The sequence below is a fragment of the Thioalkalivibrio sp. ALE12 genome (assembly GCF_000381105.1).
In the GTDB taxonomy this organism is placed as follows: Bacteria; Pseudomonadota; Gammaproteobacteria; order Ectothiorhodospirales; family Ectothiorhodospiraceae; genus Thioalkalivibrio.
In genome coordinates this window covers 453,006-466,515 of the sequence record NZ_KB905905.1, presented here as the reverse complement: position 1 = coordinate 466,515, position 13,510 = coordinate 453,006, and the positions used below count along the sequence as shown (strand labels likewise).

At 63.0% G+C, this 13,510-nt stretch carries 19 protein-coding genes; 15 read left to right on the top strand and 4 right to left on the bottom strand.

What is annotated here, in order from left to right; all coding sequences use genetic code 11:
- The first annotated feature begins 56 nt into the window (after nucleotides 1-56).
- The 14 genes from F614_RS0102140 to F614_RS0102080 all read left to right on the top strand — a co-directional run bounded on the left by F614_RS0102140 (nucleotide 57) and on the right by F614_RS0102080 (nucleotide 10,396).
- Nucleotides 57-1,259: a glycosyltransferase family 4 protein gene (locus F614_RS0102140; RefSeq protein ID WP_018866765.1), complete on the top strand. Its 1,203-nt coding sequence runs from the start codon at nucleotides 57-59 to the stop codon at nucleotides 1,257-1,259.
- Nucleotides 1,259-1,885 (top strand): GNAT family N-acetyltransferase, encoded by a 627-nt coding sequence (locus F614_RS0102135; RefSeq protein WP_018866764.1) that lies wholly within the window; start codon nucleotides 1,259-1,261, stop codon nucleotides 1,883-1,885. The genes F614_RS0102140 and F614_RS0102135 overlap by 1 nt, the downstream gene beginning before the upstream one ends.
- A gap of 111 nt (nucleotides 1,886-1,996) precedes the next feature.
- The gene (locus F614_RS0102130; protein WP_018866763.1) at nucleotides 1,997-2,284 is read left to right on the top strand and encodes a hypothetical protein; all 288 of its coding nucleotides are present in this window, start codon (nucleotides 1,997-1,999) and stop codon (nucleotides 2,282-2,284) included.
- A 12-nt stretch (nucleotides 2,285-2,296) separates the two neighbouring features.
- Nucleotides 2,297-2,815, top strand: coding sequence for a hypothetical protein (locus F614_RS0102125; protein ID WP_019558153.1), 519 nt, complete (start codon nucleotides 2,297-2,299; stop codon nucleotides 2,813-2,815).
- Between the two features lie 12 nt (nucleotides 2,816-2,827).
- Complete coding sequence (locus F614_RS0102120; protein ID WP_026279234.1) at nucleotides 2,828-3,433, top strand: sugar transferase; 606 nt, start codon at nucleotides 2,828-2,830, stop codon at nucleotides 3,431-3,433.
- A 461-nt stretch (nucleotides 3,434-3,894) separates the two neighbouring features.
- Entirely contained in the window at nucleotides 3,895-4,419 is a 525-nt protein-coding gene (locus tag F614_RS0102115) for a DUF2335 domain-containing protein (RefSeq protein WP_018866760.1), read from the top strand.
- A gap of 388 nt (nucleotides 4,420-4,807) precedes the next feature.
- Nucleotides 4,808-6,031 carry a DegT/DnrJ/EryC1/StrS aminotransferase family protein gene (locus F614_RS0102110; protein WP_018866759.1) on the top strand — a complete coding sequence of 408 codons (1,224 nt, stop codon included), beginning with the start codon at nucleotides 4,808-4,810 and terminating at the stop codon, nucleotides 6,029-6,031.
- A 553-nt stretch (nucleotides 6,032-6,584) separates the two neighbouring features.
- The gene (locus F614_RS0102105) at nucleotides 6,585-6,833 is read left to right on the top strand and encodes a helix-turn-helix domain-containing protein (protein WP_019558152.1); all 249 of its coding nucleotides are present in this window, start codon (nucleotides 6,585-6,587) and stop codon (nucleotides 6,831-6,833) included.
- Nucleotides 6,833-8,146 carry a type II toxin-antitoxin system HipA family toxin gene (locus tag F614_RS0102100; protein ID WP_019558151.1) on the top strand — a complete coding sequence of 438 codons (1,314 nt, stop codon included), beginning with the start codon at nucleotides 6,833-6,835 and terminating at the stop codon, nucleotides 8,144-8,146. The genes F614_RS0102105 and F614_RS0102100 overlap by 1 nt, the downstream gene beginning before the upstream one ends.
- 145 nt (nucleotides 8,147-8,291) lie before the next feature.
- The gene (locus F614_RS0102095; RefSeq protein WP_018140871.1) at nucleotides 8,292-8,516 is read left to right on the top strand and encodes a DUF6290 family protein; all 225 of its coding nucleotides are present in this window, start codon (nucleotides 8,292-8,294) and stop codon (nucleotides 8,514-8,516) included.
- On the top strand, nucleotides 8,500-8,769 hold the full coding sequence (locus F614_RS14170; protein WP_019558150.1) for a type II toxin-antitoxin system RelE/ParE family toxin: 270 nt from the start codon (nucleotides 8,500-8,502) through the stop codon (nucleotides 8,767-8,769). The genes F614_RS0102095 and F614_RS14170 overlap by 17 nt, the downstream gene beginning before the upstream one ends.
- Before the next feature lie 196 nt (nucleotides 8,770-8,965).
- Nucleotides 8,966-9,517, top strand: coding sequence for a sugar transferase (locus F614_RS0102090; RefSeq protein ID WP_019558149.1), 552 nt, complete (start codon nucleotides 8,966-8,968; stop codon nucleotides 9,515-9,517).
- Between the two features lie 231 nt (nucleotides 9,518-9,748).
- Complete coding sequence (locus tag F614_RS0102085) at nucleotides 9,749-9,985, top strand: AbrB/MazE/SpoVT family DNA-binding domain-containing protein (protein ID WP_018867111.1); 237 nt, start codon at nucleotides 9,749-9,751, stop codon at nucleotides 9,983-9,985.
- A gap of 3 nt (nucleotides 9,986-9,988) precedes the next feature.
- On the top strand, nucleotides 9,989-10,396 hold the full coding sequence (locus tag F614_RS0102080; RefSeq protein ID WP_019558148.1) for a type II toxin-antitoxin system VapC family toxin: 408 nt from the start codon (nucleotides 9,989-9,991) through the stop codon (nucleotides 10,394-10,396).
- A 173-nt stretch (nucleotides 10,397-10,569) separates the two neighbouring features.
- Here the strand turns inward: F614_RS0102080 and F614_RS0102075 are convergent, their stop codons facing one another.
- Nucleotides 10,570-10,968, bottom strand: coding sequence for a type II toxin-antitoxin system VapC family toxin (locus F614_RS0102075; RefSeq protein WP_019558147.1), 399 nt, complete (start codon nucleotides 10,966-10,968; stop codon nucleotides 10,570-10,572).
- On the bottom strand, nucleotides 10,965-11,192 hold the full coding sequence (locus tag F614_RS0102070) for a hypothetical protein (protein WP_019558146.1): 228 nt from the start codon (nucleotides 11,190-11,192) through the stop codon (nucleotides 10,965-10,967). Before F614_RS0102070 ends, F614_RS0102075 begins: the two co-directional genes overlap by 4 nt.
- A 359-nt stretch (nucleotides 11,193-11,551) precedes the next feature.
- On the opposite strand from F614_RS0102070, the gene F614_RS0102065 reads away from it, so the two are divergent.
- Nucleotides 11,552-11,977, top strand: coding sequence for a restriction endonuclease (locus F614_RS0102065; protein ID WP_026329781.1), 426 nt, complete (start codon nucleotides 11,552-11,554; stop codon nucleotides 11,975-11,977).
- Between the two features lie 941 nt (nucleotides 11,978-12,918).
- On the opposite strand, the gene F614_RS0102060 is transcribed toward F614_RS0102065, so the two are convergent.
- Complete coding sequence (locus tag F614_RS0102060) at nucleotides 12,919-13,125, bottom strand: hypothetical protein (RefSeq protein ID WP_018875680.1); 207 nt, start codon at nucleotides 13,123-13,125, stop codon at nucleotides 12,919-12,921.
- 50 nt (nucleotides 13,126-13,175) lie between these two features.
- The gene (locus F614_RS0102055; RefSeq protein ID WP_018875679.1) at nucleotides 13,176-13,400 is read right to left on the bottom strand and encodes a hypothetical protein; all 225 of its coding nucleotides are present in this window, start codon (nucleotides 13,398-13,400) and stop codon (nucleotides 13,176-13,178) included.
- Between the last annotated feature and the right edge of the window lie 110 nt (nucleotides 13,401-13,510).

Sequence of the window (13,510 nt, the reverse complement as noted above, 5' to 3'; positions counted from 1 at the left end):
CCGGGCGCAGCGTGAGCGCCGCCCGCCTGTAAACCGCGAATGGAACAGACACACGAATGCGCATCACCTACCTGCACCAGTATTTCAACACTCCGGAGATGTCCGGCGGTACACGCTCGTACGAGATGGCCCGGCGCTTGGTGGCCATGGGGCACGAGGTGAACATGGTCACCTCCTGGCGGGAGGAGGGCGGTGAGCGCGATTGGTACGAGACGGAGGTGGCGGGTATTCGAGTCCATTGGCTGCCGGTGCCGTATTCCAACCAGATGAGCTATCGCGACCGCATTCAGGCATTCTTTCGCTTTGCCTGGAAGGCCTCTCGAAAGGCCGCTTCTCTGCCGGCCGATGTAGTCTTTGCGACGAGTACCCCTCTCACGATTGCCCTTCCTGGCGCGTATGCCGCTAGGCGGCAGAAGGTGCCGATGGTATTTGAAGTGCGTGATCTCTGGCCTGACGTGCCTTGTGGGATGGGGGTGATCAACAGCAGGCTCCTCTGTTACGGCGGAAAGATACTCGAGTCGTTTGCCTATAAATCCAGTCGTGAGGTTGTTGCTCTCACGCCTACAATGCGTGACTTCTTGTCTGGCAAAGGGGTTGCGCTTGAAAATATTAGCATCATCCCTAACGGGGCAGATATTGAGGAGTTTTCTTCTGGATCAGAAAAATTCCGAAAACCTGCTCAAGAGAAAGAGGTCAGGTTGTTGTATTGTGGGGGTCTTGGGCCTGCTCATGGCCCCGATTACCTTGTTGATCTGGCGGAGCAGCTTTATTTGATAGGATCCCCGGTGGTTTTAGATGTGGTTGGGGATGGAAGAAGTCGAGCTGAACTAGAGGCGCAAGCTCATGAAAAGGGAGTAATCGGAAAAAATATCAGGTTTCATGGTTCCTGCGCCAAGCGTGAAGTCCCCGCATGGTACGCTGAGAGCGCGGCATCCATTATGACCATGGCGCCTTTTGAAATACTGTATCGCCATTCTGTCCAGAACAAGTTTTTCGATTCTCTCGCCGCAGGAAAGCCGATCGTCTCGAATTATCGAGGGTGGTCTTCCGAATTGGCAGAGAGGGAAGGTGCAGGTCTAATCATTCCGATGGACGACGTTAGGGATGCAGCGGTTTCGTTGACCAACGCGTTGCAGGACCAGGCATGGGTAGACTCTGCTGCAGAATCGGCTCGTGCCCTGGCCGAGGAGCGCTTCTCCCGAGACCAGCTGGCGGGGGAGTTGGAGCGTGTTTTGGTGAAGGCGGCCGGGACGGGCTGATGGAACAGCTGGCCTACCAGTTGAAGCACCGGCTCCCCTGGCTCTTTCGCGGGGTCGAGGCGGTTGCGCGCGGGGTGACGGTGCTGCGCTTTGGTGGCCGCATTCGCCGGGCTCGCAGGCAGGGCACCTTGCAGGGGCGGGTCGCGGGTGAACCCGCCGTGATGCGGCCACTGGGTGTTGAGGACCTGGATGCACTCTCCGGCTTCCTTTCGGGGCAACCGGAAGAGCGGCTGCAGTATTTTCGGCCCCATGGTTTCGATCACCGCTCCCTGCGCCGGGTGCTCGCCTCCGGTGCCTTTCTGAACTACGGGCTGTTCGCCGGAGACCGGCTGGTGGGCTATGCGCTGCTGAAGGTGGCACCGACGGGCTCCGCGTTCATTGGGCTGCTGGTACACCCGGACTTCGCCGGTATGGGGCTGGGTCGTTTTATCGTCCAGTTTCTGTACTGGCAGGCGTCGCGGGCTGGCCTGCGCGCCCGTTCCACCATCAGCCGGCACAATCCGGCGTCGTTGCGTTCCCACGAGGCGGTGGCGAAGTTCGAGATCGTCGCCGAGCTGCCGAACGACTATCTGCTGATCGAGTTCCCGCCGGGGCGGCCGGAAACCCCGGTGTTGGCGGCGGGTTAGGGCGTTTGCCGTGAGGGGTGCAGTCCTGATCTTCGGCCCGCAATACGCTAGGGTAGAGGGAAAGGTTCGGGTCGCCTGAGTCTCCATGATCGGCCCCCAGGAGTATCCGATATGACTTTATTGGCCAGCACGGTGTCGCTTGAGGATTTACGCGAGGGCGTCGACCGGCTTGAAAGGCCGGAGTGGGTGCGGGCAATCGAGCTGACCGAGGGCCCGGACGCCGACGACGACATGGCCCTTTGGGCCTGGATTGTCCTTGAGCCGGAATTTCCACCGCAGGATGAGGTGCAGCCCGCACTGGCGGCGTTGCGGCATCGCATACGGGAGTATTTATCAAGCCAGGTACCGGGCCTCTGGGCGTACGTTCGTGTGAGAGAGTCGAGTGAGCGGAATCGCTGACGGGAGCGACGGATGTCTTTGCAAAGGGATTTGCTCAACCAGGCCCGACAGTTCGCGACCCATGAACCGAGACGGCCACGCCAGGCCAGTCTTCGACGGGCGGCCTCTGCAGCGTATTATGCTCTTTTCCATCTGTTGGTGGATGCAGCAAGCCGGGAGATTGTGGCTGGGCAGGGACGGGATGTGCTGCGGCAACAGGTGGGCCGCGCTCTTGGGCACGCCGACATGAAAAAGGCGTGTCAGGCCTTGGTGAAATGGAACCCCGGTGCGCCGCCGCAGCCCTTGGACCAGTTGATTCCCGGTGGTCCAGATGGTCGGGTTGTGACGGTCGCGGATGCGTTTGTGGAGCTGCAGCAGGCGCGTCATGAGGCCGATTACGATCTGTCCCGGCGGTTTTCCCGGACGGATGTGCTGGCTCTGGTTGGGGTGGCCGAGCGTGCGTTTTCGGCCTTTCAAACGATGAAGAAGGCCGACGAGAATCGCCGTGTTTTCCTTATGCATCTCGTGTTTCATGGCCGCTGGAAACGGTAGGGGTTGGTTCATTTGTCCGGACTTTCACTTCCTGAGGCCGCGCTTAAGCGCGGCTTTGACGTGTTGGGGGCAGCCGTGGGGCTGGCGCTGACGTTCTGGCTGATCGCGCTGGCCTGGGTACTGGCAACGATCGACACCCGGCAGAACGGCTTCTTCGTGCAGGAGCGGGTGGGGCGCCACGGGCGCGTGTTCCGGGTGGTGAAGATCCGCACCATGCGGCCCTCCCGCGTGCATACGACGACGGTGACCACCGGGCATGATCCGCGTATCACGCCGCTGGGCCGGTTCTTCCGCCGCACCAAGATCGACGAGCTGCCGCAGTTGATCAATGTGCTGCTGGGGCAAATGAGCTTTGTGGGGCCGCGGCCGGACGTGCCGGGGTTTGCCGATGCGCTGGAGGGTGAGGACCGGCTGGTCGTGTCGGTGCGCCCGGGGATCACCGGGCCGGCGACGCTGAAGTACCGCGACGAGGAGTCGATGCTGGCCGCGGTGGAGGATCCGGAGGCGTACAACCACGAGGTGATCTTTCCGGACAAGGTGCGGATTAACCGCGAGTATGTGCAGAACTGGTCGTTTCGGAAGGATCTTGGGTATATCTGGCGGACGGTGTTTCGGTAGGGGCGTGGCGGCTTTGAGCGATGGGGTGGGTTCGGCTCTGGTCGCCCAGGGGGCTGGGCTCCTACAGTGGCGTGGTTCCCGGACGTGTAGGAGCCGAGCCCCCTCGGCGATTGGGGCATTAGGGTCGTACGGTCGACGGTCGACGGTCGCCGGGTTTCGGGGACGGTTGAATGACGTGGTGGGCGTGAATTTGTGCGCTTTGTAGTCGTGGTCCAAGATAAATGCCGTAATCGGCCGGGTGAAGCACGGAGGTGAGCAGGTGAAAACAAGAAAGCGAGATGCCGGCCGGGTAGTGCTTGCGGCCGGTTCGGTGATGGAGGTGTGGCCGGCGCATGACTACTCGGCCTTTATGCCTTCCGGTTCGTTGCAGCAGCGAATCGCCGGTCATTGGGTCAACGTTGGTGAGCGCCTGCGTGAAGGGATGAATCGCGCGGAATCCGACCAGGGAATGGAGAGGAACGATGAACGAAAGGCCAACGGAGGGCCTGCCTGACAACCGGCCGGATACGGCCGGTAGCCAAAGCGGTACATTCGAGGAGCTGGTGGCCGGGCTGGAAGGTGGCGCCCTGTCACCGGAAGACCAGGGTAGGCTTGCGAGGCTCCTTGCCACTCAACCTTCGGAGCTGGTGATGGCGGCGACGCGCCACGAGTCGTACAGCGGGCCGTTGCCGCACCCCGACCTTCTGAACCGTTTCGATGATGAAACCCGCCGTGCAATCGTGCAGATGGCCATGGATGAGCAGGCGCATGCTCATCGAATGCGGGAACGCGGATTGGAAGGTGCCATTGCAAAGGACCGTCGGGGGCAGCGCTACGGTCTGGTGATTGCGGTGGCGGGTCTGGCGGCGGCGGTGGCGATTGCGCCTTTCAGTGCCGTTGCGGCCGGCATCATCGGGACCCTCGACCTGTTCGGCATGGTGGCGCTGTTCGTGGCTCCGCGAATCCTGGAGCGAATGCGTTCCAGTGGTGCGCCTTCGGCCGAGTAGGCCGAGAGCCTTATCGGGTCTCTATCCAGTTTTTGTTGGTGGACGGTTATGCAGGTCGGCCGTGAGGCGGATCAATTTCCCTAGGGAAACACTGATTAATGTACGCACTCGCGTTGGCACCCCAGGTTTTCCGAGACAAGGCGCGTCGCGCAGCGGGTAGTGGTTCTACCCGCACGTGGCGCAACGCAGGATCGGGGAACCTGGGGTGCCAACCCCACAAACGATTTAAAGCTGGGGCTCGGCCGCCCGTTGTTGACGAAAACGGGCGCGGGAACGGCGTTGCGGTCCCCTTGTGCAGAATGACTGCACGGCAGTCACCGCGCCTTGTTCGCACGCAAAAGCGACTCGAGCGCGAATGTGTACATTGATCAGTGTTTCCCTAGGTGGTGTGACGGTGGTGAAGAGTTTGTGGCCGCGGTTCGAGGATGACGAGCTGGTGGCCGTGCAGCGGGTGCTGAGTTCTGGTCGCGTGAACTACTGGAATGGTAGCGAAGGGCGCGAGTTCGAGCGCGAGTTTGCGGCGTTCCATGATGCGTCCTACGGGATTGCGGTGGCGAACGGCACGCTCGCGCTGGAATTGGCGCTGATGGCGCTGGGTGTGGGCGAGGGCGACGAGGTGGTGGTGACGCCGCGGACGTTCCTGGCGTCGGCTTCGGCGATCGTGATGCGCGGGGCGCGGCCGGTGTTTGCGGACGTGGATCGGGATTCGGGCAACATTACTCCGGAGAGTGTGCGGGCCGTGCTGGCGCCGCGCACCCGTGCGGTGATCGCCGTGCACCTGGCGGGCTGGTCGTGTGACATGCACGGGCTGCGATCGTTGGCGGATGAGCGGGGGTTGTTTCTGATCGAGGACTGCGCCCAGGCGCATGGGGCGACGCTGGAGGGGCAGCCTGTGGGGTCGTTCGGGGATGCGGCGGCGTTTTCCTTTTGCACGGACAAGATCATGTCCACCGGTGGCGAGGGCGGGATGCTGCTGGTGAGGGACGAAGCTGTGTGGCAGCGCGCCTGGAGCTACAAGGATCACGGCAAGGCATGGGATGCGGTGTATAACCGCGAACATAAGGCGGGGTTTCGCTGGTTGCATGAGTCGTTCGGGACCAACTGGCGGCTGACCGAGATGCAATCGGCCATTGGCCGGGTGCAGCTACGGAAGCTGCCGGGCTGGCTGGCGCAGCGGAGTGCCAACGCCGGGGTCCTGCTGGAGCGGCTGTCTGGGGTGCGGGGCCTGCGCGTGCCAGTGCCACCGGAGGGCGTGGGCCATGCCTGGTACAAGTTCTACGCCTACGTGGAGCCGGAGTCGCTGGTGGATGGCTGGGACCGCGACGCGGTGGTGGCGGCCATACAGGCCCGTGGGGTGCCATGCCTGCAGGGGAGCTGCAGCGAGGTCTATCTGGAGAAGGCCTTTGACGGGACGGACTACCGGCCCGAGCGGCGCTTGCCTGTTGCCCGCGAGTTGGGTGAGACCAGTGTTATGTTCCTGGTGGACCACACGTTGAGTGAGCCCGATATGCACGCCGTGGCCGATGCTGTGGTGGATGTGATGGGCCGTGCGACTGGAGTAGAAGGAGTGGCGCAGGCCGGGGTCGTATCGCAGGACCGTTCTGCCGGCTAAGTTCTGCGGTTCGTGGCTGCCTCTGGGGGTGTCGTTGTGCTCGTGAGAAGGTTGGTTTGATCTGGAATCCGGTTTGCTGCGATGCAGGCGGGTGCTTTCCCTGGATGAGGCGTTGCCAAGGCTGTCGCGCCTGTGCGACAGAGCGAGTGAGAGCACTTATGCGTTTGCGCTCACCGGGTCACTGCGGGCCGCGCGGCGCAGTCTTCGCCGGGGTGGTATCGCTGGTTACGGGGCTGCCCGGGCAGATCGCCACGTCGCGTTGCTCCTCGCGATGACCGGAGGGGGTGGAGCCGCCCAATAAGGTGGAGAGGGTCGGTGGTTTTCGAGCTTTGGCGGGGGCTTCGCGGCCGAGGCCGCTCCCACAGGGGTAGCAGTCGGTGTAGGAGGCGAGCCTCGGGCCGATGGGGCTTGTCCAGCATCCAATCGGCCAGGGGGCTGGCCTCCTACTGGGGGTGTTTTGCGTGGGTGATCGGCCAGGGGGCGGCGGGGTGCTTGGTTTATGGGTTGATTCCGATATTGATTGGTTATCGGGTTGGGCGCATAATCGGGCGTTATGGCATTGCTTGCGCGAACACCTAAGCAGATTGGGACGATTGTGCGCCGGGTCCGGCGAAAGCAGGGCCTTACGCAGGCCGCGCTTGGCGAGAAGTCGGGCTTGCGTCAGGAGACGATCTCTCTGATCGAGAACGGGAACCCGGCCACCCGGTTGGAGACCTTGCTTGCGGTTCTGGCGGCGCTGGATCTGGAGTTTCAGATTGCTCCCCGTGCGCGGTCGGCGGCGTCCATTGAAGAAATTTTCTGATGCCGCGCACGCGCCGCCATCCGCCGCTGCGTGTCTTGCTGAATAGTCGCCTAGTGGGGTTTTTGGAGAAGTCGGCGGCCGGGGCGATCCGGTTTCGGTATGACGCTAGCTGGCTGGGCTGGGAGCATGCGCTGCCGGTCTCGCTATCGCTTCCGTTGCGGGAAGATGCCTACCACGGCGAGGCCGTGGCCGCGGTGTTCGAGAACTTGTTGCCGGATGCGGACGTCCTGCGGCGGCGTGTGGCGCAACGTGTGGGCGCCGCTGGGACGGATGCCTACAGCCTGCTGGCGGCGATCGGGCATGATTGTGTGGGGGCTTTGCAGTTTTCGCTGTCGGATGCGCAGGAGTCCGGGCCCGCTGGAGGGATTCAGGGGGAGCCGCTCGATGATAGGGGCATCGAAGAGCTGCTGGGCGGTTTGGCACAGGCGCCTCTGGGTCTGGATAGCGACGATGCTTTCCGTATTTCGATTGCCGGTGCCCAGGAGAAGACGGCACTGCTGTGGCATGAGGGTCGCTGGCTCAAGCCGCATGGCTCGACGCCGACGACGCATATCCTGAAGCCCGCTATTGGGCAGTTACCCAACGGGCTGGATCTGTCGGATAGTGTGGAGAACGAGTTTTACTGCCTGCGATTGCTGGCGGCGTTTGGTCTGCCGGTGGCGCGCGCGGAGATCGGGCGCTTTGGGGGCGCCCGGGCGCTGGTAGTGGAGCGGTTTGATCGACACTGGGCGCGCGATGGGCGGTTGCTGCGCTTGCCGCAGGAGGACTGCTGCCAGGCACTGGGCGTGCCGCCGAGCCGCAAGTATCAGAGCGAAGGTGGCCCCGGGCTGGTGGATGTGCTGGGGCTGTTGCGGGGCAGTGATACGCCGGGGGCGGACCAGGCGACAGTGTTGAAGGCGCAGACCCTGTTCTGGCTGATCGGCGCCACGGATGGGCACGCCAAGAATTTCAGCGTGTTCCTGCAACCGGGCGGCGGGTTCCGGCTCACGCCGCTGTATGACGTGTTGACGATTTTACCCAGCGTGGCCAGCCGACAGGTCGAGCGCAAGCAGGTTCGGCTGGCGCTCGCTGTGGGGCGGCGCAACCACTATCGGGTGGATGGCATCCAGGGCCGGCACTTCCTGGAGACGGGCGCTTCAGCCCGTCTGCCTGCGGCGATGGTGCACGAGGTTCTGGCATCCGTGGTTCTGCAGGCCGCATCCGCACTGGATCGAGTGGAACATGAATTGCCGGCGGGGTTCCCGGCTGGCATCCATGACGCCGTTCGGCGTTCGGTGGAAGCGGGTATTCAGTCGCTGGAGCGGGTTCTTTGAGGTCAGGCGCGCAGGGGCGGCGCTCGGTGTAGGAGGCCAGCCTCTGGCCGATGGGGCCTGTCCAACGTCCAATCGGCCAGGGGGCTGACCTCCTACGAGAGGGCGCTTTGCTATACTTGTATAGCACCTGTTTGGAGGAACATACATGTTGGCTTTGCGTCTGCCTGAAGATGTCGAGAAGCGTCTGGCCGCCCTGGCGAAAGCGACCGGGCGCAGCAAGAGCTTCTATGCGCGCGAAGCGATCGTCCAGCACCTTGAGGATCTCGAAGACATTTATTTGGCTGAGCAGCGCCTGATTGACCACCGCAAGGGAAGCGGAGAAACGGTCTCCATGGATGAGATGAGGCGTCGACTTGAGCTGGACGATTGAGTTCGACAAACGCGTAGAGAAAGAACTGCGAGCGCTCGATAAGCAGGCAGCGAACCGCATCCTGAAGTATCTGGCCGAGCGGGTTGCGCCTGCGGCTGATCCTCGTCGTCTAGGCAAGGGTTTGTCCGGGGAGTTGGGCGAGTATTGGCGGTATCGAGTGGGGCCTTATCGTGTGCTGGCCTCGATCGAAGACGACGCGATGCGGATACTCGTCGTGAGGGTGGCGCACCGGAACCATGTATACCGTCAGTAGCGCATTGGCTTGCTGCGAATCTCGGTTTCCTTCGTTTTCCTTCTGAATGAAAGGTGATCGCGCACGGGGCGCGCCACTACAGCGGGTATTCGGCGTAGGAGGCCAGCCCCCTGGCCGATTGGATGTTGGACAGGCCCCATCGGCCAGAGGGCTGACCTCCTACGGGGGTGTTGTTGGTTGGGATTTAGGAGGTGTTTTGATTCGGGTTCTGGATGTGGTGCTGGCGTTGGTGGGGCTGGTGGTGGCGGCGCCGTTGATGGCGGTGTTGTGGGTGCTGGGCTGGATGGAGTCGCGTTCGCCGGTGTTTCGGCAGGAGCGGGTGGGGCGGTATCAGCGGATGTTTACGCTGGTGAAGTTTCGGACGATGCGGCTGGATACGGCGTCGGTGGCGACGCATCTGGCGGAGTCTTCGTCGGTGACGCGGCTGGGGGGCTTTCTGCGCAAGACGAAGCTGGATGAGCTGCCGCAGCTTTGGAACGTGCTGCGCGGCGAGATGAGTCTGGTGGGGCCGCGGCCCTGCCTGCCAAGTCAGGTGGAGTTGATCGCGGCGCGCGAGGCTCGAGGGGTGTTTGCGGTGCGCCCGGGCATTACCGGGCTGGCGCAGGTGAACGGGGTGGATATGTCGGATCCGGAGCGCCTGGCGGAGATGGATGCCGCGATGATCGGTTCGCTGACGCTGCGGGACTATTTTCGGTATCTGGTGCTGACCGTTACAGGGAAGGGTTCCGGGGATCGTATTCGGGGTTAAGTTCAGTGTCGCTTTGGTGGTTTTCGGGCTTTGGCGGGGGCTTCGCGGCCGAGGCCGCTCCCACAGGGGGGGGTAGCATTGGTTGTAGGAGGCCAGCCTCCTGGCCGATGGGGCGTGTCCAACATCCAATCGGCCAGGGGGCTGGCCTCCTACAGGGGTGGCAGCGGGGCCTTGGAATGGGAGCGGGTGGAGGATATGCTTTAGGCATATGCAAAGGATGTGGGGTTGGCGATGAAGCGGCGCACGGCGAGTTTGTTCCGAAATGGACGCAGCCAGGCAGTTCGGCTGCCCAAGGGTTTTGCGTTCGATGCGGATGAAGTGGTTATCGAGAAGCGTGGCGATGCGCTGATCCTGCGGGCCAAGCCGAGGTCCTGGGATGATTACTTCCAGGGGTCTGGAGAGACCCTTCCGGATGACTTTCCCGATTCGATCGAGGATCGCGTGGCGCAGGACCGCGAGGCTTTGTGATCTATGCGTTACATGCTGGATACGAACATCTGTATCTACATCATGAAACGCCGACCGCCGGAGGTGCACGCGCGGCTGCGGGGTGTGCCAGTTGGGGAGGTGGGCCTTTCTGCTGTGGTTCTGGCGGAGTTGCGGTATGGGCTTCGCCGGTCGAATCAGAAGGAACGCAGCGAGGCTGCACTGGAGCGCTTTCTGGCTTTCGCGAGGGTGTGCGACTGGCCGGAAGAAGCAGCTGAACATTACGGTGACATTCGTGCCGAGCTAGAGCGCGTAGGAACTCCGATTGGTGCAAACGACCTTTTGAGCGCAGCGCATGCTCGGGCCATTGGGGCCGTGCTGGTCACGAATAATGGACGTGAATTCGAGCGCGTATCCGGGCTGCAGGTAGAGAACTGGGTGGCGGCGCATTGATCAGGTGTGTGTAGTAGCGCGTTGGGGGCTTCGTGGGCGAGTCGCTCCCACCGGAGGCGGTATTCGATGTAGGAGGCCAGCCCTCTGGCCGATGGGGCATTGGGCTGGCGTGGGTGATCGGCCAGAGGGCTGGCCTCCTACGGGGTCGGGATAGCGATTGGGGGCTTCGGCTTTCAGGTGAACCAGTCGGCGAGTGGTAGATCGGGGACACGCTGGAATTCGGTGACGTTGTGAGTGACCAGGGTGGCGTTGTTGGCGAGTGCGGTGCCAGCAATGAGGGTGTCCATGGGGCCGATGGGGGTGCCCTGTTGCTCGAGGTAGGCCCGTATACGTGAGGCGTGGCCGGCGGTGGTTCGGTCAAACGGGAGGACGGTAACTACGTCGAGCAGTTCAGTGAGCTGTTGCTGGCGCTTGTCGGGCTCGCTGGACTTGGCGATGCCCGTTTGTAGTTCGAACACTACGATGGCGGGTATCTGAATATCTGCGGGCGCTGTGGCCAGTAGGTTGCTGGCTACGTTGCCCTGCCCCTTGAAGAATTCGATGAGCGTGTTGGTGTCGAGGGCGTATTTCACAGTGCTTCGCGGGGGGTGTCCGGCGGGGTGTCGCGGAGCTCCTCGCTCGTTGGGAAGTCTTGCCATTGGCCGGCCATGGTGCGAATGGAATCCGGCCATTCGGTGCGTGCGTTTTCTTCCACCAGGCGGGCGACGTAGCGGCTCACAGGGATGCCGGCGGATCGGGCTGCCCGCTTGAGGCGCTGCTCGTGCTCATTGTCGAGGTAGATGGTGACCTGGCCCATTTTCGGTACCCCCAAGCAGGAAACATATATTCCCAATTATAGGCCGGTGGTCGTTCTCCGGCCAGCTACCTCAGACGGGCGGATATTCTGGGTCTGACAGGTGGATGATTGGCCTCGGTATCCGGATAACCTCGCGTGGGCGATCCCGGCTCTCCGCTTCGCTCCGGCCGGGATGACGCAGAGGAATGGTCGTGGTGGTGGGCGTTGTCGTGGCCGGGGGTGTTCCGGCTTTGGCGGGGGCTTCGCGGCCGAGGCCGCTCCTACAGGGGAATGGTTCAGTGTTTGGCGTGTGATGGGCGGGGGTCTGGCTTCTGTGGGGACTTTCCCTTAGCGTCGAGGGGTGGATGCGGGAGATGGTGATGGATGACTGGGCTGAACGGATGGAGCAACTGGCGGCATCGGAGCGGATGCGGCTGGTGCAGGGGCTGTTGCGCGGAATGGGGTATGTGGTGGTCGAGGCGTCGGAGGACGAAGACCGGCCGTGGCTGGAGCGGGTGACGGTTCCGGCCGGTGGCGGGGGTGACGATGTGCCGCGGTTGGTGGTGGGTGTGGCAAATGATTCAACGGTCGAAACTGGGCTGGTCGAGCTGGAGCGCTTTGCCACCGGACGCGGCGCCGGTGACCGGGGAATGTACGTGAACCTGGGCGGGTTCTCGGCCGCGGCGCGGGAGCGTGCAGCGGACTTGCCGATGCCGGTGATGCTGCTGGAGGCGGAGGACCTGGCCGAACGCTTTCGCCAGCACTGGAGTGCGCTGGACGCGGAGACGCAGGCATTGCTGGGCTGATTTGTGTGCATCGATGGTTATCTCGGGAACCGCGTTGTGGTTATCCGGGGTTTCGCCGGAATGGCTCCGGCGTTGGGTGCGGTCCGGCGTGAGAGATCTGGGTTCTTACGGCATCTTCGCTGGGCCGGGCTGGAGAGGCGCAAGGGTTGTGGTTTGGTGTTTGCCCTGACCGGGTGGTTTTCGGGCTTTGGCGGGGGCTTCGCGGCCGAGGCCGCTCCTACAGGGGGCTTATCGGGGGCGTTGTCGCGGAAACGGCGTTGCGGTTATTCGGGATCTGGGGGAGCCGGGAGTAGCGGGCTGTAGCATGGTGCCGGGATGCTGGATATGCGACGGTGTCGGGTAATGCTCGAATTTGGTCCGATGGTGGGGAGTGGGGCTACCGCTGAGGGGTCGAAAACGACCGTTGGGCGTTTTTTTCGTGGATGGGGTGGAATCCTCTACTTTGTGTGCTAGTTTTTGTCGCGGGGACAGGGATGCCCCCTGAAAGAGCCGCCCGGGCACGGATGCTGGGGTGGCTCTTTCTCTTTTTGGGGCATGGGGTTATTTGGGCTTCTTGCTTGTGAGCCGGTGGGGGGCTGCGGAATGGTGTTCCGTGAGCGGCTTTGGCGGGGGCTTCGCGTGTAAGCACGCTCCTACGGGGGCCGTGGTGTCGGGATGCGTAGGAGCCGAACCTTTCGGCGATTGGGGTGTGGGCAGGTCGGATCGCCCAGGGGGCTGGGCTCCTACGCTGTCTGGGGCCTTCGGGCCTGCAGGGGCCGAGCCTCTCGGCGATCGGGGTGTTGGATAGGTCGGATCGCCCAGGGGGCTGGGCTCCTACGCTGTCCGGGGCTTTCGGGCCTGCAGGGGCCGAGCCTCTCGGCGATGGGGTGCTGGATAGGCCCGAATCATCGCCCCGGGGTGTGACAGCGTGCCCGCCCCAGGAGTGTGGGGCGGGGGCGGGGTTAGTGGTCCGCCGGGGGCATGTATTCGTGGCGGATGTGGTCGGGTTGTTCGGGGAGCTGGATGCCGGCGTTTTCCAGGGCCTCGGTGAGGTCCTCGCATTCGTCGAGTTCGTCGGCGCGCTTCTTCAGCGTGGCCAGGGCGTCGGCGGCTTCGGCCTCGGGCATGGTGATGACGAGTTCGCCGTTCTCGGCTTTTTCCAGGTGCATGTCGTGCTCCTTGTATTCTTGTTTGGCTTGTTGCGGCCGTGGCGGGCGCGTCAGTCCTCGATGGAGGGCTGTTTGGGGGCGTGCTCGTCGAAGGCGTGCGGGGGCTGGCGGAATTCGTTTTCCAGTTCGTAGACGCCTTCCTGCAGTACGGAGCCGAGGGCCCGCGCGCCGTTGCTGATTTCGCCGCCGAGTTCGGTGATGTTTTCGGCGATGTCCTTGGCGGCCTTCTTGTCGATCTTCAGGGTGACCGTTCCGTTTTTCAGTGTGGCTTCCATGTCGATCTCCTTGCGTTTGCGGCGACGCTGCGCCGGTGGGACCCGTCTGGAACGGGTCTGATTCGTGTCTGGTTGACCTGCATCAATACTGGTGCAGGCGATTGTCGCTA